The sequence below is a fragment of the Pseudomaricurvus sp. ABR4_320 genome (genome assembly GCF_056159445.1).
The window spans coordinates 148876-169130 of sequence record NZ_JBSWVF010000004.1 but is presented as its reverse complement, the minus strand read 5'-3'; the positions used below and the strand labels follow the sequence as shown (position 1 = coordinate 169130).

Below are 20255 nucleotides of genomic sequence, written 5' to 3'. Positions count from 1 at the left end.
GCCGCTACTCTCCGCTACCTGAACGCACGTCACCAGGCAGAGACTCCATGATGGCGAGAATTTTGTCCGCATAGCCAGGATCTGTAGCATAGCCTGCCTTTTGCAGTTGACGGACAAAATCCTCACTGCGGGCTCCCGAGGCCAAGGCATCTGCGTAGCGGCTTCCCCCTTTCAAAAACTGTACATAGTCCGTAAAACTGTCTTCGAAACTAGAATAAGATCGAAAACCGGCCCGGTCAGGAACCGCAACGCCATCGACAAATTCCATGGTGCCGACCACAGCGACATCACCCTGCCAACTGCTATCTGCTTTGATACCGAAGAGGTTATAACTGTTACTGCCATCGTCATGGCGAATCATGTATCTGCCCCAGCCAGTCTCCAGAGCGGCTTGAGAGATCAACACGTCCGGATTGACCCCAAGTTCACGAGCAGCAACCTCTGCGGCGGGGCGTACAGCGGCAACAAACTCCGCAGGTGTCTCAAACGTCTCTTCGGAAAGGACATTGAGTCCTTCCAGCATCGCTTGGCGCTCAGCCATTTGAGGGGTGTCGATATAAGCAAGAGGTTCTTCGTCAACCTTGGGAAAGTCAGCTTGGTAACTTGCTGAAAACGGATTCTCCAGCGCTTGAATACTGCGCGATGGCGGAGGCGAGACTTCACCGCCCATTTGACGAATTAATGCATCTGAAAGCCCAATCCCCCGCTCGGATAACGACAAGGACAACTGCTGATCATACATCTGCTGATAGAACTTCATATCGTTCGAGTTCCCCAGCGAGTCGTCCGTAAACGCTTCATTGGCGTCGCGCATACTTTTCATCATCATGTTGATAAACAGCGACTCAAACTGCTTGGCAACCGCCTCCATCGCCTGCTGTCGCTCCTCACCTTCGCCGGTCGACATGCGACGGAGTTTTTGCAGCCCGCTCAAATCGGTATAGACATCCGATTGGGCTCCGGCATTGGTCAAGCGGTTGTTCTTTTCCATATCGAGTACCAAACCTCAGATAACGATAAGATCGGCTTTAAGTGCGCCAGCTTGTTTCATGGCTTCGAGAATGGCCATCAAATCACCCGGCGCTGCGCCAACCAAATTTACGGCTCGCACAATATCTTCCAAACTGGCGCCACCATCCAGTTTGAACATGGGATTGATTTCCTGCTGGGCATCGACATTTTGCGTTTGCGGCAACACCACCGTCTGCCCTTCGCCAAGTGCGTTGGGCTGACTCACGGCTATGGCTTCGTTTACGGTAACGGTTAGACTGCCATGGGTTACCGCCACGGGCTCAACCCTAACGTCCTGCCCGACAACAATGGTTCCGGTTCTGGAATTAATGACGATTCTGGCGGCTTCACGCCCAGGATCGATCTCAATATTTTCAAGAAGCGCGAGATAATTAACTTTTTGAGCCGGATCTTTCGGCGCTTCTACCATAATCGAGGAGGAGTCCATAGGCCGAGCCACATCCGGTCCCAGCATATTGTTAATGGCCTCGGCCATGCGCTTGGCGGTGGTAAAATCGTTGCGGTGCAAATTAAAGACAATGGGTTGCCCGCCAGCGAAATTATTGGGCGAGCTGCGCTCGACCGATGCGCCGTTAGGAATTCTACCGACACTGGGAACATTTACGGTAACCCGTGACCCGTCGGCACCTTCCGCACCAAAGCCACCCACCACCAAATTCCCCTGAGCGATCGCGTAGACATTACCGTCAAGCGCTTTGAGTGGCGTCATCAGCAAGGTGCCACCGCGCAAACTTTTCGCGTCAGCAATAGACGATACGGTGACATCGATTTTTCGTCCGGGCTTGGCAAACGCTGGCAACTCGCCATGCACCATAACCGCAGCGACGTTTTTCGGATTAATCGTCGCACCCTCTGGGATGGTGATACCGAATTGCTTGAGCATGCTGCTGAAGGCCTGAGCCGTAAAAGGCGCACTGTTGGTTTTGTCGCCGGTTCCATCCAGACCGACGACTAAACCATACCCCAACAGTTTGTTGTCACGGATACCGGCGACATCAGCGAGATCTTTGATTCGCTCACCGTGCGCCTGTCCAACCATCAGCAGGATAACGATTGCACCCAACCAGCGTAACAGCGTTATCAGAACATTCTTTGAAGCACTCATTACCACATACCTAAAAGGGCCAAATAGAGCTGTTAAAGAAACGGCTTAGCCAGCCCATCCGGTTACTTTCTGCCAGTTCTCCGGTGCCACTGTAGGAAATTCTTGCATTCGCCAGTTTTGTTGACAGCACACTGTTATCCGGACTGATATCCTCGGGACGAATGACGCCACTAAGCCGGATGAACTCATCACCTCTGTTCAATGTCATCCATTTTTCTCCCCGTACAATCAGATTACCGTTTGGTAGGACGTCGGCGATGGTGACACTGATATTGCCCTGTAAACTGTTACTTTGGTCCGCGTCCGCACCGCCACTAAAATCGCGATTTTGTTGTATATCCGTATCCAGTGAAAAATTCTTGAAGGATGGTGAAGTCCCTAGAATATTTGGCGCGTTAAAATTCGCAGTGCTGTCCTTAACGACGGAGACATTGGTCGTTTTCTGTGAGACCGTTTGCTCATTCAAGACAATCGTAATCACATCACCGATATGCCGAGCACGACGATCTGTAAACAACTCCATACCATACCCAGCGCGATAAATTGACCCGGGCTCTGCATCGGGAATGGGTGACGGTGCGGCCATAACCGGCGCATAGGCGGGATCACCAGGGCGTACCGAGGACTGAGTCGCGCAGCCGTTGAGCAATATCAAACCCACACCCAACAACAGAGGCCGCAACAACCGTACCGGAGGAGCAAACCGGAATCGTGCTGTAAAGACTCTACTGTTGTGGGTGTTAGATTTGAACATGGTTATCACGCTATCAGTGATTAAAATTAGAGGCTCTGATTGAGGAACTGCAACATTTCATCCGCCCGCGATACGACCTTGGAATTGAGTTCGTATACCCGCTGGGTGGTAATCATGTTGACCATTTCCTCAACAATTTCGACATTGGAGTTTTCCAACATCCCCTGCTTTACGGAACCCAGACCATCCAACCCAGGTTCACCGGCAACCGGATCGCCACTGGCCGCTGTCTGACGAAACATATTTTCGCCCATCGCCTGCAAACCCGCCGGATTGATAAAATTCACCAATTCAATCTGCCCGACTTCCGAGGGGGCGTCCTGACCGGCGATGGTTGCCGAAACGGTGCCATCATCACCTATCGAAATTTGAATGGTTTCGTCGGGAATGGTTATTCCAGGCTGCAGCAACAAGCCGGACGCGTTAACAATATCCCCCTGGGCATTCAGGTGAAACTGGCCGTTACGGCTGTAAATAATGTCGCCATCCGGTGCCAGAAACTGAAAAAAACCATCACCATCAATCGCCACATCCAGACTGTTTTCAGTGATCTGCATACTGCCTTCGGTAAATTCTTTTTGCGTGCCGACAACCCTGACACCGGCCCCCAACTGCAAGCCCGAAGGGAGTTGCGTATCCTGGGTTGACTGAGCACCCGGCTGGCGCTGGATCTGATAAAACAAATCTTCAAACACCGCACGATCGCGCTTAAAGCCAACGGTCGAGGCGTTTGACAGATTGTGTGCAATGGTACTCAACTGGGTATCCTGAGCATTTAAGCCCGTCTTACTGACATAGAGTGCTCTTAACATTTTGAAACCTCTGCTACCGTAATACTGTTAATACATGCGACTAACGCTGTTGAAATGTCTGGTTGTTACTAAGAATTTCGCAACAGCTCCGCCGATACTTCCGAATTTGCCTTCGCAGTGCTCATAATTTTGGTGTTGAGCTCGTATTGACGTGACAGAGAAATGACGTCGACAAATTCATTGATGGGATTAACGTTACTGCCTTCCAAAAACCCAGGGCTCAATCGGATGGCTCCGTCAATCGCCGCTTGAGTACCGTCCTTCAAGCGAAACAGACCGTCCTCGCCCTTCTCCAGATCTTCCACATTGGGATTGACCAAACGGATTCTGTCCGGCTGAACCAAGTCCAATGGTGTTGCGCCACGACTGGTGACCGTACCATCCAGACCAATATCAATTTTCGAGCTTGGAGGCATGAAAATCGGCCCTGCTTCGCCCATCACTTGCAATCCGTTGGCCGTCAACAATTCTCCATTGGGCCCTTGGGTAAGAGACGCGGCACGGGTATAGGCCTCTGTACCATCCGCCCCCAAAACAGCGAGAAAGCCATCACCCAGTACTGCGAAATCCAACTCACTGCCGGTTTCAATTAATGGCCCCTGAGTAAAATCACTGCTGGGATTTTCTGTCAGCGCGTAAGCCCGTGTTGGGTGACCAGGACCATAGTAAACCGGCATGCTGCGCGCTTGTTCAAAGTCAGATCGGAATCCCGTTGTATTGGCATTCGCCAAGTTATTGGCATGAATACTCTGACCTAACATATTGTTTTTGGCGCCGGTCATACCTATGTAAAGCGCTTTATCCATCGGTTATGTCTCCGTCCTTTTTTTCCCGTCGGAAAAACCTGTCACTACGGGAAAAAAATTGCCGCTATGAAAAAAAAAATGACACTTACCAGGGATAGAGCAAGGACCAGGCCAATGTTGGCGTTCGGTTTTTTAAGGCGGGAGAATCGCTTGCGCGACTTCTACAGCGGTAGTCGGCAAGTAACGCTTGACGTTTAGTGAAGGAAAAACGAACAGGGCTGAACAATCATCAGCCCTGCCGCTGGTCATTAAATATTGAGAATAGCCTGAGTCACCTGATCAGCGGTTTCAATCGTCTTCGCATTGGATTGATAATTACGCTGGGCAATGATTAGATTCACCAACTCTTCAGAAAGATCGACGTTGGATTCTTCCAAAGCACCCGATTGAATCGCACCAAAATCCCCGGTTTCCGGCAGCCAAACCAACGGATCACCCGACTGAAAGGTTTCAACCCAACCCGTTTCACCAACGGGCTGCAACCCCTGCTCGTTCGTAAATCCAGCCAAGGCAATCTGTCCCAGAGTCTGAGCTTGACCGTTGGTAAAACGAGCAAAAATAACGCCGCTGCTATCAATATTTAAACCGGTCAAGCGTCCTGAAGTATATCCATTTTGCTCGACATCATTCACCGAAAAGTCGCTGCCGAATTGCGTGGTTCCAGCAATATCGATGGTGAAATTTGACGAAGTTTCGGGCACTTCCAGCGGCAAAGAACCGGCAGTATCTGGCCCCAAGGCGCCGTTGTAATTGCCGGATTCATCGAGCGGCGTCCAGTTACTGATCAGGTAGGGACCTTCTGAATCTGTACTCAAGGTGCCGTCAGATAGAAACTTCAATTCGAATTGCGCCAGGCCGGGGGAGTTACTTCCCGCCGGAGGATTACCCACGTTTTCACCATCAATCAATACGTACATGGACCAGGTATTGCTGGTGCCGTTGATGTTGGTGGGATCAGTCCTTTCCTTGACAAAATACTGGGTCATGACATGGGATTGACCGAGACTGTCGTAGATGGTGACTGAAGTTGCGGAGTTGTAGGTTTCTGCGTTATTGGGATCAAAGGTATTACTGGAGTTGCCGGGTAACGCGCCCCAGATATTACCGGGGGTACCTGTGGTGTTCGCCTCAATGCTAATGCCGTCATCAACGGTAATATCCAATTCACCACCGACAGCCACCTGCAGGCCCGAATTCAGAGTTTGCACACCTGGGCTCGAGGCAGGTACAGACAGGTTTCCGCCAAAATCTGTCAGTGAGACATAATCCAGAGTTTCCGTTGCGCTTTGGTTTTGAATGACGATATCTTCACCATTCAACGCCGCAATATCGACGACGCCAGTACTGGAAATTTCGGCCGACAATCCAGGCACATTTGCTTCATTAATAGCATCGACAATCTGCTGTTCAATGCTGCCGGCACCACCGGCCGGATTTAATGTGAGGAAGGTGGTATCCCCGTCTTCATTGGAAGACTTCAACGCTAAAAACAGCTCGTCGTCATTAAACGCACCGATGTTTGAGAGACGCACATTAGTCCGCGCATCCGCGTTGATTCCAAGCAGCTGATTCTGACTTTCATCATTCAGGTAATCGGCGATTTGCAGCGCCGTGGCATTGGCGCCGGGCTCGGTCGTCAAATCGAGTGACTCAATACCTGTTGCGGTAATCACATTGAGCTGGCCGGGATTATAGCCATTGTCGGGCGCTTGGTAAGTGGAAGAGATACCGGAAGTAATTTCCGGTACCAGATTCGAAAAGGCATCGATGCCATTGCCCGACACATTGGTCAGGTTCACCGAAAAATTGGTGTCGTTCATCGCTTCCGTGCCGGTCAGAGAAATATCCAACTCGGTTCCGTTCGCAGACGCTTGCAATTGACTGTAAGGCGTCGTTAGACCACCAAAATACGTATTCAATGTGCTGACGAGTGTCGCCAGATCCGGAATATTGCCGTTGAGGGTTAAACCTGCGGGCGCCGTGGTACCGGGGATACTGAAACTCACCGTTACCTGATCAGCGCTAAAGTCGGTAGCCGACCCAAATTCGGATGTCACACTGGTTTGCGCAGCATCTGGCGTCGTTGGCGTTAGTACAGCTGTGCCGTTCGATGTTGCCACTAGTTCAACCGGTGCCAACGCCAGGGCATCAAGGTTTAATTGCGAATCAACATCTGTCGTCTGCTGAGGCGCCTGAATGCCCGTTTGCACACGCAAATCGGTGAGGACGCCGTTGACAATATTGCCCTCTTCATCAGCGGCAAAACCCTGCAATTTAAGATCGGAATTATTGACCAGATAACCTTGCTCATCCGTCGAAAACATTCCGGCTCTTGTATAGGAAGGATCGCCATTATCACTGAGCACAAAAAACCCGGTACCATTAATTGCAAGATCCAAAACGTTCTCGGTGAAAGCGATATTTCCCTGGGTAAACTGCTGAGAAATATCCGTTAAGGCCACACCGTTACCCGGAGCATCTGCGGCAGAGCCGACGATCGAACTTGCATAAAGGTCGCCAAATTCCGCTCGCGAACGCTTAAAACCGGTGGTGCTGGCGTTGGCAATGTTATTACCAGTAACCTGCAGATCACTGTCTGCCGCCCGTATACCGCTGAGACCAATATTGAATGACATGGCCGAATTCCTCTACTTCTCTGTCTGCTATCACTAAGCTGCGGTTTTAAACACAGCACCGCTATTGAATGGTTTGCACCTCTGACAGGGCTACCCTGCCAATACCTTCTAAATTCAATGAAGTTTCACTGCTGGTTGCCCCCAGTGTTACGCTGTTGACGTTGGCCCCCAACAGCGTTTCCAGCTGCTGAGATTCACCGTCAATTTGCGCTTCAGCGCTCACCGTATACATGCCTGAGGCAAGCGCTTCACCGCTGTTGTTGGTTCCATCCCAGGTAAACCCAACCTCGCCCTCAGCCTGAACGCCTAAATCCATATTCTTCACCACTTGCCCTGACGCATCGTAGATCGACACCGTCAGTGTGCTGGTCGCACTGGGCACCTCGATGACACCGGTAAATGGATCACCCTCCGTCATCCAGGAGCTGTCTGTGCGCACCTGAACCTGACGCCCAACCAGAGCCGTAGCCTCGAGCGCCAGATTCGACTGGTAACTGGAAACAAAGCCCTCCATGGTAGCGTTGAGGTTATCGATACCTTCCAGAGAGCTGAACTGTGCCAGCTGTGCAATAAACTCACCGTTGTCCTGCGGCTCAAGTGGATTCTGATTCTCCATCTGCGTCACAAGCAGCTGCAGAAACTCATCCTTGCCCAGCTCGTTACTGCCGGTAGTTTCAGCTTCTTCTGTTCTGGTGTACTGCTCCAGAACACTGGAGATTTCGTTACTGACAACGTCCATCGCCAATCACCTTTAACAATTTATTGACCGAGCGTCAGCGCTTTCTGCACCATCAGCTTTGCCGAGTTCATCACTTCCACGTTGGTTTGAAACGACCGGGAAGCAGAAATCATATTGGCCATTTCTTCCACTACATTAACATTGGGGTAATAGACGTAGCCTTCTTCATTGGCTTCCGGATGATAGGGCTCGTAGCGTGCTTGCAAGGGCGCATCACTCTCGACAATCCCCATCACACCTACGCCGGCTTGCGATTGTACGGCAACGTCTTTGGCATCAAGATTCATTGCGCCTTCATAAACAGCCTTAAATACCGGATGGCGAGCGCGATACACTTCATCTGTACTGGAACTGGCAGATTGTGCGTTGGCCATATTACTGGCGGTGGTATTCAAACGAACGCTCTGAGCGTTCATTCCTGATCCTGCGATATCAAATACATTGGCGAGTGGCATGATGCGTCTCCTTATTCGCCGCGCAACGCGGTATTCAGACCTTTAAACTTGCTGTTCAGAAAGGTGAAAGACGATTGGAAATCGAGGGTGTTTTCCATGAATTTGGCATGCTCAACATGCTCTTCCACGGTGTTGCCATCAATGCTGGGTTGGGTAGGCGTGCGATACAGCAGGCTGTCATCCATATCGGCTAAGCCCGCTTTCTCGATGTGCGCACCGTCAGTTGTGGCGAGTTTCATGCGTTGCGTCTCTTCTTCAGCGCGCTTTAACGCCGCCTGAAAATCGATATCTCGAGCCTTGTAATTCGGGGTATCCAAATTGGCAAGATTGTTCGCCAATACGGAAGAGCGCTGACTACGAAACTTTAAAGCGTCGTCGTGAATGCCCAGCGCTGAGTCAAAAGTGATTGCCATAATCGAATACCTGACGTGCAAATTCTTTGTCTTTCAGGCTTACAGCAATCCCTGTGCCACGCTTATATTTATTTTTATCCTAATGATTTTATTAGACTTTTTATTTCAGTCACGAACAGCAACGGCAAGAACGGGCAAGGCATTACCGCTTTGGCGGCAAACCCGTGTCGCTTAAAAAGATCTGGGGATAGGACGATACGCAATGCCGGGGTTGGCATTGACCATTTCAAAATGATCACTTAAACCGGAAACATTTTCCGAAGCACCAAGAAAGAGTAAGCCATCCGGGTAGAGCGCCTGATGAAACTTTTTGATAACACTGTTTTTGGTATCGGCATCGAAATAAATCAGCACATTGCGACAGAAGATCACGTGAAACCGCCCCATGCTGGCAAAAGAATCCAACAAGTTCAGTGAGCGAAAGTCGACCCGCGCGGCGATATTGGATTTGATGCGCCAATAGCGTTGCGGTTGTAGAACATCAAAATACGTGTCCAAATACCCGGCCGGCAATCCGCGCGCGACTGCGTTGTAGTCGTAAACCCCTTCTCTGGCCTCTGCCAACACCCGGGAGGAAATATCTGTCCCGACAATTCGAATATCCCGCGCACGACTGCCACCAAATTGTCGCGAGCATATATCGCTAAGCATGCTGATCGAATACGCCTCCTGTCCGGTTGAACAGGCAGCAGACCAAATACGAATGGGCTCCCGTGCTGGCGCTTTTAGCAATTCGGGAACATAGGTGCGCTGGAGATACTCAAAGGGGTAACCATCACGAAACCAGAAGGTTTCGTTGGTTGTCATCGCGTCGATGACTTCCCTCTTCAGCGACGCATTTTGTGGAAGCTCAATTTTTCGAACCAGAGCAGCAAGATCGGCGGTGCCGTGCTCCTGCATCAAACGCCGCAAACGAATGTCGACGAGGTATTGCTTGTTGAGCGCCAGAGAAATGCCACTGTTGCGATAGAGAAAATCCCTGAAACAATTAAAATCTCCCGCGTTCAAGCCAAACCTCTTAGCCTGTTTCGAGATACCTTGTTAGCCTTGTCCCTCATGGAAATAACCGCTCCTGTTGCTGCCATTAGCTGTCCGCCACTTCATCGGGGGGCAGTACATCTTCTCCAGTGATGTCTTTAATTCGGCTATTGACGCGCTGAGCGAGCTCATCGGGATTAAACTTAGCTAAGAAGTTATTAGCACCGACTTTACGCACCATCGCCTCATTAAAAACGCCGCTGAGGGACGTATGTAAAACAATATAGAGATCTTTCAGCGCAGGGTTATCTCGCACTTCCGATGTAAACGTATAGCCGTCCATTTCCGGCATTTCGATGTCAGAAATCACCATGATAAGTTCCTCCATGGGATTCTTACCATCTGCGACCATTTGCTCGAGAAAGGTCAACGCTTCGCGACCATCTTTTTTAAGCGTCGTTTTGATACCCATGGACTCCACAACCCGCTGCACCTGCTTGCGGGCAATGGTCGAATCGTCAGCAATGAGAATGTGACGCTCGATAACGCGCTCGGCGATGCCATCCTCAATAACGCCCGCACTCACCTCTTCCCGTGGCGGCGCGACCTCGGCAAGAATTTTTTCAACATCGATAATTTCCACGAGTCGACTTTCAACTTGCGTCACGGCAGTCAAATAGCTCTCTTTGCCCGATCCCTTTGGTGGTGGATGGATGTCACCCCAGTTCATGTTGACGATTCGCTCGACACCTCTAACAAGGAAGCCCTGAGTACAACGGTTGTATTCCGTAATGATGACAAAGCAATCCTGAATGTTTTCCAGCGGCGTATTGCCTGTCGCCTGACTCATATCAAGTATGGAAACCGTAGACCCTCGAATATGCGCAACACCTCGGACAACTGGATTGCGCTGGGGAATCTCGTTTAATGGAGGGCACTGCAGCACCTCTTTTACCTTAAAGACGTTGATGCCGTAGAGCTGATCACTGGCCAGACGGAACAGTAACAGCTCCAACCGGTTTTGACCGACCAGCTGCGTCCTCTGATTGACTGTGTCTAATACACCCGCCATTTATATTCCTCACACTCTCATCCGTCAAAAATCCGCTGGCATAGCTATTGCTTTTTAGGAGATACCACTTCCGAATACGTCGGAAAGCGCCAGAGAATTGCCACTACGCCAGGATTGTCTGACACAGGTAAAAGCCGCCGTCAGAAACATTAGCCACACGACAACAACGACTATCTGTTGGTTATTAGCGGCGGCAAGGAAAAAATCTTTTGGCTTTTTTTACTCTGTCCTACTTCATAAAGCATAGGTCATGAAGAGAAAACTTTTAAAAATTTATCCCCTATTTGCCTGCGCTTTGGGACTTTTCGCACTGAACAGCGAGGCGACAGAATCTAACCAGGCATACCTGCAGCGAATCGGCGATGAAACTACGGCTTTTCTCGAAGATATCCTGTCCGCACAGGCTCCGGACGATGAGCTCAGTATATCCGTCAACACTCCGGATCCGCGGCTGCGTTTGCAGCAATGTGACAGTCCTTTGACGTACAGCTTGCATGGCAGAGCTCGGAACGCATCCAACGTTACGGTAAAGGTATCCTGTGAGCTTGCCGCCGGCTGGTCTTTCTATGTGACCGCGGATGTCTCACGTCGGCGCCTGGTCGCGGTCGCCGTCAACGCCATCCCCAGAGGGGATACCATTACGGCACGCGACGTCGAAACCCAACGTCGCGCTATTTCTGCCATGGGTACGAGCAGCTACAGTAGCGCCGAAAGCGTCGTTGGTATGGCAGCGAAACGCTCAATTCGCGCCGGAGAGATCATCCGCAGTTCTCAAGTCATTGCTCCTCTGGCCGTCAACAAGGGTGACCAGATACAAATTCGGGCAAAAAGTGGCTCTATGAGCGTCGTGACATCGGGGATTGCCATGAATAAAGGCAGTGTTGGCGATCAGATCGACGTGCAGAATCTGCGCTCAGAGCGCGTGGTTCGCGGTTTTATCGTCGGTCCGGGACAGGTGGAAGTCCCTCTATAGCACAGGTTTTCGACGGTAGTAAAAAAACCGCTAAAATACGTTAAAGTTTTTAAAAACCCGGCCGCTACTCTTAGGGAGAGCCACTGATCTTATGGAAAATGCGGCTTACATACGGCTTCAGAGCGATACTTTGCAGCCCAACTTTCGGGAAACAAGAGTCATGGTTATAGATTCTGGAAACAATATTCCCTCTGGCGGAAGCGGCAACAGCCGGATTGATGCGCGTAACAGCAAACCTGTTATCCACAATACCGAGTCAGCGCCCTCTTCTTCACAGAGCAAATCTGGCGATCAGAGTGATGTTTCGCTCAGTAATCGCGCCCAAACATTGAACAAATTGGAGTCGCAGATTCGCGAGTCCAGCGACGTGGATAGCGCAAAAGTCGCTCAGATTAAGCAAGCACTGGCGGACGGCAGCTACAATCTGGATGCCGATAAGATCGCCAGCAACATGATCGCCAAAGACGATTGGTTTTAAGACATTACTGGTGGCTGCCCATCATCAAACGCCTAATCAAATGGGCGTTGCCAGCTGGGATTCCAAAGCTGGTCTATACTTAGGCCACCAGCGAAAAAGCTTCGCTCGCCTGACTTGAAGGTTACACTGATGGCTGCTAACGGCAACGTAAAACTCCCCGCCCCCGATCGCCTGGCTGATGCGATCAAACGAGACTTGCAAACTGCGGTAAAACTTTTGGAGCTCTTAGGGCGAGAATTTGAGTCACTCAACCAGCGCGACGAACAGATTATCTTACAGGTAATCGCAGAAAAGCAGCGTCTGATGACGGCCCTTGAACAGGGCTCAAAGGCCAGGACTCAACTCTTGGTACAGCTGGGCAGAATCAAGCAGCCTGGGGGCGACGCGGAAGAATCCCAAGCCGCTTGGCAACAGCTTTTGGAAGACGTCGACGCAACCACACTTCCCGAATTGTGGAATGACTTCGTTTCAACGCTCAACGACTGCCAGCGCCAAAATGAAATCAATGGCAAAATTATCGCCCGAGGCCAACGTACCTTGCGTCAACTGATGACGCTGGTTCGCGGACAAACCGTCGAGACACCTCGCCTTTACAATTCAACCGGCAGCGCCCACAAACAAAACGCCAGCCACAACTTTATTAAAGTCTGATCGGTCTTGCGAACTGCACGTTAAGATTCACAGGCTCTTAGCGAACGTTGGTTCGATAAGACCTGTGTAGCCTACTTGGTGATACCCCCAACCAGAAAGCCAATCTCAAGCGCCACATCAATAGGATCGTTTTAACGATACCCTGTTGCTCCCAGCGGCGACTCGAGGTCACCACACGCTCCTGACGACAGCAGGGCCGCATGATGCGCCGGGCTCGTTTACAAATGTCGATGTCTTCCATCAGAGGGATGTCAGTAAACCCACCTAGCTGTGCCCAGCAATCACGATGGAAAAACAGCAATTGATCCCCCGTACCTACAGAGCTAAGTCGCGACCGCCAGGCCATGCAGAATTCAATGACGCGAAACATCGGATGACGGCCGCTCAAACGCGGGCGAAAGAACCCCCAACCCGAGGGTAATGATCCTAATACGCCCGTCAAATTTTCATCGAGGCGGGTATCCACATGCAAAAATGCCAGCCAATCCCCCTGGGCAAGAGACGCCCCAGCGTTCATTTGACGCGCGCGTCCGGGCGCACTTGTGATGATTTTATCCGCCAATGTCTTCGCTTGTTCGGCCGTCGAGTCACTGCTACCACCATCGACCACAATAATTTCTAATCCTTGAGAACGCTCTGCTTGCAACGTCAACAAGGCGTCTTTGATGACATCCGCTTCGTTAAAAACGGGTATTATCACACTGACCGTCGGGGTCACCGGCTTTATTTGTTGAGACACTACACACCTTAAGTTGACGAGCCCTATTGGTATTTCATGGTAGGGCGGCAATCTTAACATGTTGACGTAAAGACGCGTCTAAAGCACCGTCTTATGCATCCAGTGAACGGCATTGTCATTGAATTTTCCGCCAGCGAAGAGAGCTGTTATACTCTGCGCGCCCTGTCCCCGTAGCTCAGTTGGATAGAGCAAGCGCCTCCTAAGCGCTAGGTCGGACGTTCGAATCGTCTCGGGGACACCATTTCTACCGTCGCTAGGCTCACACCATTCATGAACCTGCTTTTACTGGAACCGGCGGATCTGCTCGCCCCGGATCTGGCTCAGATTGATGGGCGGCGCTTGCAGCATCTGACTGGTATCACTCGCATGACAACAGGCGATACGCTTCGCGTTGGCATGCTCAATGGCTTCATGGGGCAAGCTCAAATCGTTCATCTGGATAAGCAATCTGCGCGCCTCGAATTTACTTTGGACACACCGCCACCACCGCCACTGCCGGTAACGCTGGCACTGGCTTTACCCCGCCCCAAAATGATCAAACGGACGCTGCAAACTATTGCCGCTATGGGCGTAAAGCAGCTCTACCTTATTCAATCAGAGCGCGTGGAAAAAAGCTTTTGGCAATCGTCAATTTTGGACATGCCAGCCATTGAGCGAGAATTAAAACTGGGCTTGGAACAAGGTGTCGACACTCGAATGCCAGACGTTCACCTGGTACGGCGCTGGCGTGACTTTCGCGACACTCTACTGCCGTCACTGATTAAAGGTCGCCGTGCTCTGGTCGCTCACCCGCGACAGGCAGCTATCTGCCCCCAGGCAGAACTCCAGGAAACGCTGTTATGCGTCGGTCCAGAAGGAGGCTTTGTCACCCGCGAAGTCGAAGAGATGACCGCAGCCGGCTGTGTTTCTGTCCATATTGGCCAGCGCATTTTACGCGTTGAAGTTGCCGTACCCGCACTGTTGAGTCGATTGTTTCCCCCACTGTAAATAACAGCTTGGCAAGTACGCCAAAAGCCCTGACACTCACAGAAAGGCTCACGAAATTTGACTTAAACGCACGTCGGTTTTGACAATAACTCAGTGGCGTATTTGTCTGCGATTCCTGGATACATAAACTGACAAATATTCTTTTCTTTTCAACATCTTCTCGCCAAAATTCCTGCACATCATCCCGCCAGAAAAACAGCACACAGGCATTGCACCCCCAATAGGGTCGTATATACTGCCTTAGAATGAATCGTTCTGTTCATTTGGTATTGAACTCTGATTCGATCTCTAACTCACCTGTCGTTAACCTGCGTGCAAATAGCGCTTTAGCTAATTCACGATAAAAGCCTCAGCCCCAAAAGCCTGTTTTCTAACAGGAAATACTCGGAGGAATGATTTCAGAATGCGTTACCAAACAGTCGACATGGTCAGTGATGGACTCAACAACCTCGCGACCAACCTGGCCAACATCAAGGCGTTGTCCGAAAGCAAACTCAACATTTTGAGCGGCACCAAAGTTGGTCGCCTGCAATCTGCGGCACTGGACGTCAGCATTCGGCTCTTGCGCCACTATCCGAAACGCGGCTGGGACTATCCCGATGTCGTTGTCGACGAGAAAAGCTATCCGATTGAAGAAACGATAAAGGTGAAGAAACCTTTTTGCAGATTGATGCGTTTTAAACGCAAAGATCTACCGGAAAACGCGCCTAAGGTTTTATTTATCGCCGCCATTTCCGGGCACCACGCTACCCTATCCCGAGAGACCTTTGAAGAATTTCTACCCGATCATGAAGTTTTCGTGACCGATTGGTTGGATGCTCGACATGTCCCTATGGAAGAAGGCCGCTTTGGACTCGAAGAATACATCAACTATGTGATGGAATTTATCGAAGCCATTGGTCCCAAAGTGCACATCATTGGTATCTGCCAGGCAGGAATTCCGGGATTGGTGGCTGTTGCTCAGTTATCGAAAAATAATCCAGATATTGCGCCCGCATCCATGAGCTTTCTCGCCAGTCCCATGGATATTCGCATCAACCCAGGCATACTGACGAAGGTATCCAAGTTCATCAATCTCAATGCCCTCACCATGTTTCTGCTGCACCGAGTGCCGAAACGTTATCCGGGTAAAGGTCGATTGGTGTATCCGGGAATGATTCAGCTTGGCAACTTTATGTCGATGAGTATGAAGGGGCATATCGAAAGTCACGCTCGATATTTTAAAAATGTTTACCACAAGAATTACAAAGAAGCCGATAAGACCCGTGACTTCTACGATGAATATTTCAGCGTTCTCGATTCAACTGCAGAATTTTATATTGAGACACTGGAATGCGTATTTATCGACCAGCAACTTCCTAAAGGCATGTTCTCCCATAAGGGTGAAAAAGTTGACTGCGGAGATATTACCAACGTTCCCATCCTGACCATTGAAGGTGCTAAAGACAACATGGTGAAGGTTGGACAGTGTACTGCCGCTAACGATTTCTGTTACAAATTATCTGACGAGAAAAAGTTTACTCATGTACAGGAAGGTGTTGGTCACTATGGTGTATTCAGTGGCAAGCGCTTCCGAGAAAGTATCGCACCAAAACTGAAAGAGTTTATTGCAAAATATAACTGATCTTTAGATCGCCAGATAAACAGTATCTGTTATAAAAAAGGGGCGTCAGCCCCTTTTTTATGATTCAGAAAACGTATGCAGCTTTTCTTCAATGAGATGCCGCTGTATTTTTCCAGTTGTGGATCTGGGAAGATCTGCATCAGCGACAAAGTAAATGGCTTTAGGTCTTTTGTAGCGTGATAAGGAGGTATCACAGAGCCCTACGACGTCTTCCCGAGTAAGAGAATCATCTTTACGTACCACCAACGCGATTGGAACCTCCCCCCATTTATCATCTTTCTGGCGCACAACAACCACGGTTTCAGCACGCTCGTCGGCAAGAATGACCATTTCAATTTCAGCGGGGTAAATATTTTCGCCGCCAGATTTAATCATGTATTTCACACGATCGACGTAATCTAAGGTTCCGTCAGGATTGCGCCGCATTACATCACCCATATGAAAACGGCCGTGTCGGAAGTCTTCCTGGTTTACCTTATCGTTATTCCAGTAGCCACTGAACAACGTCGGCCCAGCCATAGACACTTCCCCAGGTGTCCCGACATCAACCTCATTTTCATCGCTATCAACCAAGCGAACGTCGCTAAACGGCGTCTGAGTTTTTGACAGACTGGTCGGCGCTACGCCGATGGGAATTAAGCCACCGGTTGCTGGAGCCAAACCGGTCTCGGTAGCCCCAAAGGTGTTGAGGAAAGGCGCCTTAAGCAGTTTGGACGCAGCGGCAATATCGGCCGCCGGAATCAGATCTGCCATAGCACCAACCGCCCGGATTCGCTTCGGTGCGATACCTTTTTGCTGAGCGGCTTCGACAAAAGTACCCACCATTCCTGGTACCAACACGAACCAAGTGATGGGAAATTCCTCCGCAAAACGAATCAGCAGTTCGGGCTTGTAGCCGTCAACAATCCAAATTGTCCCGCCTCTCATCAAGGTCGCCAATCCATGGTCAGTCGCAACCATATGGTACATGGGCGTCCAGGCGATAAAATTATCTTCATCGGGAACATGAAGAATGATGTGGTACACCGTCGCCCGAGAGATCATGGCTCGATGGCTCACCAGAGCACCTTTAGGCAGCCCAGTTGTTCCGCTGGTGTATAAGATCACCAGACCAGTTTCCGGGTCAATATCGAGTCTAGGGTTTCGCTCTGAAGACGCCGTTAACACGTTTTCGTAAGCATCACCAAAGGTCAGACGCTCGATAGTTCCGAGGCTGTCAGAAGGTAATCCCTCCAGTGTCGCAGCCATCCGTTCAGTAAATATCAGTAGAGAGGGTTCCACCAGCTCAATGCAATAGGAGAGCTCGCGTGCCCCCAGCCGCCAATTTAGAGCAGCGACAATGACGCCACATTTTGCCGCCGCCAGTAGCACTTCAATATACTCGCTGCGGTTTTCCGAAAGTACCGCCACCCGATCTCCGGGTTTGAACCCCTTATCGATAAAACAATTGGCCAACCGATTTGTGCGCGCGTCTAAATCTGCATAGGAAATGTGTGTGCCATTTTCTTCGACCAGCGCGGTTCGCAAGGGAAAGGCCGCTGCAGCGCTGGAAAATAAAGCGCCCACATTGGTTTTACCTGATTCAAAAACCGACGCGGGGGGTTGGTAAGCTGGCATTCTGACTCCTGACTAAGAACTCGAAAACCTCGATGAACACAGTTAACTATAAGACGTAATCACGACCGAGACAGGATACTGTTTGTCGTTATGACTGAACCCTACTCTCATCCGATAAGCGCAGCAATCCCGAGGCAGACATCGTATTCCCCGCCACGGCCATAAAGCGCCACCGCCTGTAGAGCAGACTCTCTTCGCTTTTGGCCGTTATATGGGTCTAGGCTCTTCAAACACATATTTACCCGGTGCGGGACATAGGGGCTTGTACTGCTTACGCCCTAATCGCCGCGGAGCTTTTTTAACGTCTGGAGATTTTTCTTGTAGCCAGTCGATCCACGCTTCCCACCAGGATCCTTGGTTTTTCTCCGCTCCCGCCAACCACTGATCCGGGTCTGGAGGCAAATCTCGACAGGTAAAATAGCTTGCTTTGGGATTACCCGGAGGATTTACCAAAGCGGCAATATGACCGCTATTACTGAGCACGAAGGTTTTCTTACCACGCATAATCTGAGTGGTCCGGTAACACCCCTTCCAGGGCGTCAAATGATCCGTGACTGCGGCGAGCACAAACAGATCAGAATCAACCTTGCTAATATCGATGCGTTTACCCAAGATTTTTAGTCGACCGCCTCGCAATAGCGAAGAGTCTTCAAGAATATCCAGAAAATCCCCATGGAGCTTGGCTGCGACATTCGTACCGTCGGCATTCCATGCCAAAATATCAAATGCTGGCGGCTGCTTCCCCATCAAATAATTGTTGCACCAATAGTTCCAAATCAACTCGTTAGGTCGCATCCAGGAAAACGTACTGCTCAGCGCAGACTGAGGTAGGTAGCCCCTCTCCTTACCCAGATGTTTTACGAAGTCCAATAAAGCCGGCTGTTTAAAACTCCCAATGGACGGCGCAGCATCGAAATCCAAAAGCGTAACGCCCATAGATGCAGAGTTGACACAGTCCCGGCCGATCACTTTCAAATACGCAAGGAGAATACTCAATGTAAGTCCGCCAGCGCAAAAGCCCAGATAGTTTATCTTCTCCTCATCGGTAATTTCACAGACGACATCCGTCGCATCCAGCAATGCCTGAATATAATCATTCATCCCCCAGTCGCCACTGTCAGCGCCTGGGTTACGCCAAACCACCATAAAACACTGAATGCCATTCTTAACGCAGTGTTCCACCATACTGCGCCCCGGCGCCAAATCAATAAAATAATATTTACTGATTTGTGGCGGAATAATAAGCAGCGGCTTCGAATGAACTTCCGCTGTCAGCGGCTTGTATTGAATCAACTCAAACAGCGAATCGCGATAAACCACAGCGCCTTTGGTCGCAGCCAGATTCTCCCCGACTTTAAACTTGGTTAAATCCACCTGCGAAGGCAAGCCCGTGTTCCGGCGCATGTCGTGGGCGAGATTCTTCATCCCCTTGTAAAGACTTTGGCCGCGCGAATGCCTGAGCTCTCTCATCGCTTCGGGATTGGTCAACAAAAAGTTGTTTGGAGATACGGATGATGTCAGCGCGTTTGACAGTAATTTCATACGTGCTTTTTCCTCCGGGCGGACACCCTCGGGAATAATTTCCTCCACTGTATCGCACCAGGCGAGATAAGCCTGCATACAGCGCTTCAAGGCAAAGTTTTTCTGCCAGGCTTCGTCTTTAAAGCGCCAGTCTTTCGGCTCTGGTGAGATATCGGATTTACCTCGAACAATTTTTCCGAGTTCGTTGACGTAGTCTTTGCCATGATCAACCAAGTGATATTGCGCAATGGTTTCTCTGATTTTCTTAACCCTACGACGCAGTAATGACGTGCTGCTGCGGCTTTGGTCTTCCGCATCAGAGTCGTTTTCTTGCGCCATAATTTCACGTGCTGTCATTGCTAATTCCTTCGCATCCTCTTTTTTACGAGCAGATTAATAAGCATGAATTCGTCTGGCGCCTGTTTCAGCAAGTGAAAGGCACACCAGAATTTACGTCATGCGTGGCGCCAAATGCAGCGCAAATGACATCAATTAGAAGAGGCACTCAAAGCGCCCGAGCATGGGTTTTACCCAACAGCAGCTCGTGAATCGTTATCGTATGAACTGCCTTTAACAAGCCAACAGAATCAGGCTTGGCAATGGACAAACTTTTGCGGTGAAAGGCAGCACAATCGCAAAAGATACATCTGTCTGTATCGCGTTATCCGGCTGGGAGCATCGGACATCGTCAAACTGACATTAGAGCACAGCGAAAATTCCGAGAGCAACCTTTTAAAATCACTGGTTAAAAAAACCTGTCGTTTAATAAGCTTTCGAAATATAAACCGTCGTAAGAGATGTCCTTTGCTCGGCAGACAAGTTTTAAAAATGTCTGCACGCCACTCCTTGGCCTATCCCGATCA

General features: G+C 50.2%; 19 protein-coding genes and 1 tRNA gene. 6 read left to right on the top strand and 14 right to left on the bottom strand.

Annotated features, from left to right (window positions below; all coding sequences use genetic code 11):
• Positions 1-4: 4 nt before the first annotated feature.
• The 11 genes from flgJ to ACXAFR_RS09755 form a co-directional block, all read right to left on the bottom strand.
• Entirely contained in the window at positions 5-991 is a 987-nt protein-coding gene (flgJ, locus tag ACXAFR_RS09805; RefSeq protein ID WP_475176157.1) for a flagellar assembly peptidoglycan hydrolase FlgJ, read from the bottom strand.
• 15 nt (positions 992-1006) lie between these two features.
• Positions 1007-2137, bottom strand: coding sequence for a flagellar basal body P-ring protein FlgI (locus ACXAFR_RS09800; protein WP_475176154.1), 1131 nt, complete (start codon positions 2135-2137; stop codon positions 1007-1009).
• Between the two features lie 10 nt (positions 2138-2147).
• Positions 2148-2891: a flagellar basal body L-ring protein FlgH gene (flgH, locus tag ACXAFR_RS09795; protein ID WP_475176150.1), complete on the bottom strand. Its 744-nt coding sequence runs from the start codon at positions 2889-2891 to the stop codon at positions 2148-2150.
• A 26-nt stretch (positions 2892-2917) separates the two neighbouring features.
• Positions 2918-3703, bottom strand: coding sequence for a flagellar basal-body rod protein FlgG (flgG, locus tag ACXAFR_RS09790; protein WP_475176149.1), 786 nt, complete (start codon positions 3701-3703; stop codon positions 2918-2920).
• A gap of 68 nt (positions 3704-3771) precedes the next feature.
• A complete protein-coding gene (locus tag ACXAFR_RS09785; protein ID WP_475176146.1) occupies positions 3772-4509 on the bottom strand; it encodes a flagellar basal body rod protein FlgF in 738 nt (245 codons plus the stop codon).
• A 248-nt stretch (positions 4510-4757) separates the two neighbouring features.
• Positions 4758-7145, bottom strand: a complete 2388-nt coding sequence (locus ACXAFR_RS09780; RefSeq protein WP_475176143.1) for a flagellar hook-basal body complex protein — start codon at positions 7143-7145, stop codon at positions 4758-4760.
• A gap of 61 nt (positions 7146-7206) precedes the next feature.
• Positions 7207-7884 (bottom strand): flagellar hook assembly protein FlgD, encoded by a 678-nt coding sequence (locus tag ACXAFR_RS09775; protein ID WP_475176139.1) that lies wholly within the window; start codon positions 7882-7884, stop codon positions 7207-7209.
• A gap of 20 nt (positions 7885-7904) precedes the next feature.
• Positions 7905-8339 (bottom strand): flagellar basal body rod protein FlgC, encoded by a 435-nt coding sequence (gene flgC / locus ACXAFR_RS09770; protein WP_475176135.1) that lies wholly within the window; start codon positions 8337-8339, stop codon positions 7905-7907.
• An 11-nt stretch (positions 8340-8350) separates the two neighbouring features.
• Positions 8351-8752: a flagellar basal body rod protein FlgB gene (gene flgB, locus ACXAFR_RS09765; RefSeq protein ID WP_475176130.1), complete on the bottom strand. Its 402-nt coding sequence runs from the start codon at positions 8750-8752 to the stop codon at positions 8351-8353.
• Between the two features lie 171 nt (positions 8753-8923).
• Positions 8924-9760 (bottom strand): CheR family methyltransferase, encoded by an 837-nt coding sequence (locus ACXAFR_RS09760; RefSeq protein ID WP_475176126.1) that lies wholly within the window; start codon positions 9758-9760, stop codon positions 8924-8926.
• Between the two features lie 76 nt (positions 9761-9836).
• Positions 9837-10802, bottom strand: coding sequence for a chemotaxis protein CheV (locus ACXAFR_RS09755; protein ID WP_475176123.1), 966 nt, complete (start codon positions 10800-10802; stop codon positions 9837-9839).
• Between the two features lie 250 nt (positions 10803-11052).
• Here ACXAFR_RS09755 and flgA point away from each other — a divergent pair, with 250 nt between their 5' ends.
• The 3 genes from flgA to ACXAFR_RS09740 all read left to right on the top strand — a co-directional run bounded on the left by flgA (position 11053) and on the right by ACXAFR_RS09740 (position 12904).
• On the top strand, positions 11053-11775 hold the full coding sequence (gene flgA, locus ACXAFR_RS09750; protein ID WP_475176120.1) for a flagellar basal body P-ring formation chaperone FlgA: 723 nt from the start codon (positions 11053-11055) through the stop codon (positions 11773-11775).
• Positions 11776-11935: 160 nt separating this feature from the next.
• Positions 11936-12253 carry a flagellar biosynthesis anti-sigma factor FlgM gene (gene flgM / locus ACXAFR_RS09745; protein WP_475176119.1) on the top strand — a complete coding sequence of 106 codons (318 nt, stop codon included), beginning with the start codon at positions 11936-11938 and terminating at the stop codon, positions 12251-12253.
• A 129-nt stretch (positions 12254-12382) separates the two neighbouring features.
• Positions 12383-12904: a flagella synthesis protein FlgN gene (locus tag ACXAFR_RS09740; RefSeq protein WP_475176116.1), complete on the top strand. Its 522-nt coding sequence runs from the start codon at positions 12383-12385 to the stop codon at positions 12902-12904.
• 37 nt (positions 12905-12941) lie between these two features.
• On the opposite strand, the gene ACXAFR_RS09735 is transcribed toward ACXAFR_RS09740, so the two are convergent.
• A complete protein-coding gene (locus ACXAFR_RS09735) occupies positions 12942-13643 on the bottom strand; it encodes a TIGR04283 family arsenosugar biosynthesis glycosyltransferase (protein WP_475176115.1) in 702 nt (233 codons plus the stop codon).
• A 164-nt stretch (positions 13644-13807) separates the two neighbouring features.
• Here ACXAFR_RS09735 and ACXAFR_RS09730 point away from each other — a divergent pair.
• The 3 genes from ACXAFR_RS09730 to phaZ all read left to right on the top strand — a co-directional run bounded on the left by ACXAFR_RS09730 (position 13808) and on the right by phaZ (position 16254).
• Positions 13808-13884 (top strand) — tRNA-Arg (locus ACXAFR_RS09730).
• Positions 13885-13913: 29 nt separating this feature from the next.
• On the top strand, positions 13914-14630 hold the full coding sequence (locus tag ACXAFR_RS09725; protein ID WP_475176113.1) for a 16S rRNA (uracil(1498)-N(3))-methyltransferase: 717 nt from the start codon (positions 13914-13916) through the stop codon (positions 14628-14630).
• Between the two features lie 403 nt (positions 14631-15033).
• A complete protein-coding gene (gene phaZ / locus ACXAFR_RS09720) occupies positions 15034-16254 on the top strand; it encodes a polyhydroxyalkanoate depolymerase (protein ID WP_475176111.1) in 1221 nt (406 codons plus the stop codon).
• A 57-nt stretch (positions 16255-16311) separates the two neighbouring features.
• Here the strand turns inward: phaZ and ACXAFR_RS09715 are convergent, their stop codons facing one another.
• Positions 16312-17871: a class I adenylate-forming enzyme family protein gene (locus tag ACXAFR_RS09715; protein WP_475176110.1), complete on the bottom strand. Its 1560-nt coding sequence runs from the start codon at positions 17869-17871 to the stop codon at positions 16312-16314.
• A 207-nt stretch (positions 17872-18078) separates the two neighbouring features.
• Positions 18079-19749, bottom strand: coding sequence for a PHA/PHB synthase family protein (locus tag ACXAFR_RS09710; protein ID WP_475176107.1), 1671 nt, complete (start codon positions 19747-19749; stop codon positions 18079-18081).
• Positions 19750-20255 lie beyond the last annotated feature (506 nt).

Coding starts and splice junctions, on each gene's coding strand:
- ACXAFR_RS09755 (WP_475176123.1), bottom strand. CDS start 10,802: ATGGCGGGTGTATTAGACACAGTCAATCAGAGGACGCAGCTGGTCGGT.
- phaZ (WP_475176111.1), top strand. CDS start 15,034: ATGCGTTACCAAACAGTCGACATGGTCAGTGATGGACTCAACAACCTC.
- flgJ (WP_475176157.1), bottom strand. CDS start 991: ATGGAAAAGAACAACCGCTTGACCAATGCCGGAGCCCAATCGGATGTC.
- flgB (WP_475176130.1), bottom strand. CDS start 8,752: ATGGCAATCACTTTTGACTCAGCGCTGGGCATTCACGACGACGCTTTA.
- flgM (WP_475176119.1), top strand. CDS start 11,936: ATGGTTATAGATTCTGGAAACAATATTCCCTCTGGCGGAAGCGGCAAC.
- ACXAFR_RS09710 (WP_475176107.1), bottom strand. CDS start 19,749: ATGACAGCACGTGAAATTATGGCGCAAGAAAACGACTCTGATGCGGAA.
- ACXAFR_RS09725 (WP_475176113.1), top strand. CDS start 13,914: ATGAACCTGCTTTTACTGGAACCGGCGGATCTGCTCGCCCCGGATCTG.
- ACXAFR_RS09715 (WP_475176110.1), bottom strand. CDS start 17,871: ATGCCAGCTTACCAACCCCCCGCGTCGGTTTTTGAATCAGGTAAAACC.
- flgG (WP_475176149.1), bottom strand. CDS start 3,703: ATGTTAAGAGCACTCTATGTCAGTAAGACGGGCTTAAATGCTCAGGAT.
- ACXAFR_RS09740 (WP_475176116.1), top strand. CDS start 12,383: ATGGCTGCTAACGGCAACGTAAAACTCCCCGCCCCCGATCGCCTGGCT.
- ACXAFR_RS09800 (WP_475176154.1), bottom strand. CDS start 2,137: ATGAGTGCTTCAAAGAATGTTCTGATAACGCTGTTACGCTGGTTGGGT.
- flgA (WP_475176120.1), top strand. CDS start 11,053: ATGAAGAGAAAACTTTTAAAAATTTATCCCCTATTTGCCTGCGCTTTG.
- ACXAFR_RS09785 (WP_475176146.1), bottom strand. CDS start 4,509: ATGGATAAAGCGCTTTACATAGGTATGACCGGCGCCAAAAACAATATG.
- ACXAFR_RS09775 (WP_475176139.1), bottom strand. CDS start 7,884: ATGGACGTTGTCAGTAACGAAATCTCCAGTGTTCTGGAGCAGTACACC.
- ACXAFR_RS09780 (WP_475176143.1), bottom strand. CDS start 7,145: ATGTCATTCAATATTGGTCTCAGCGGTATACGGGCGGCAGACAGTGAT.
- flgC (WP_475176135.1), bottom strand. CDS start 8,339: ATGCCACTCGCCAATGTATTTGATATCGCAGGATCAGGAATGAACGCT.
- flgH (WP_475176150.1), bottom strand. CDS start 2,891: ATGTTCAAATCTAACACCCACAACAGTAGAGTCTTTACAGCACGATTC.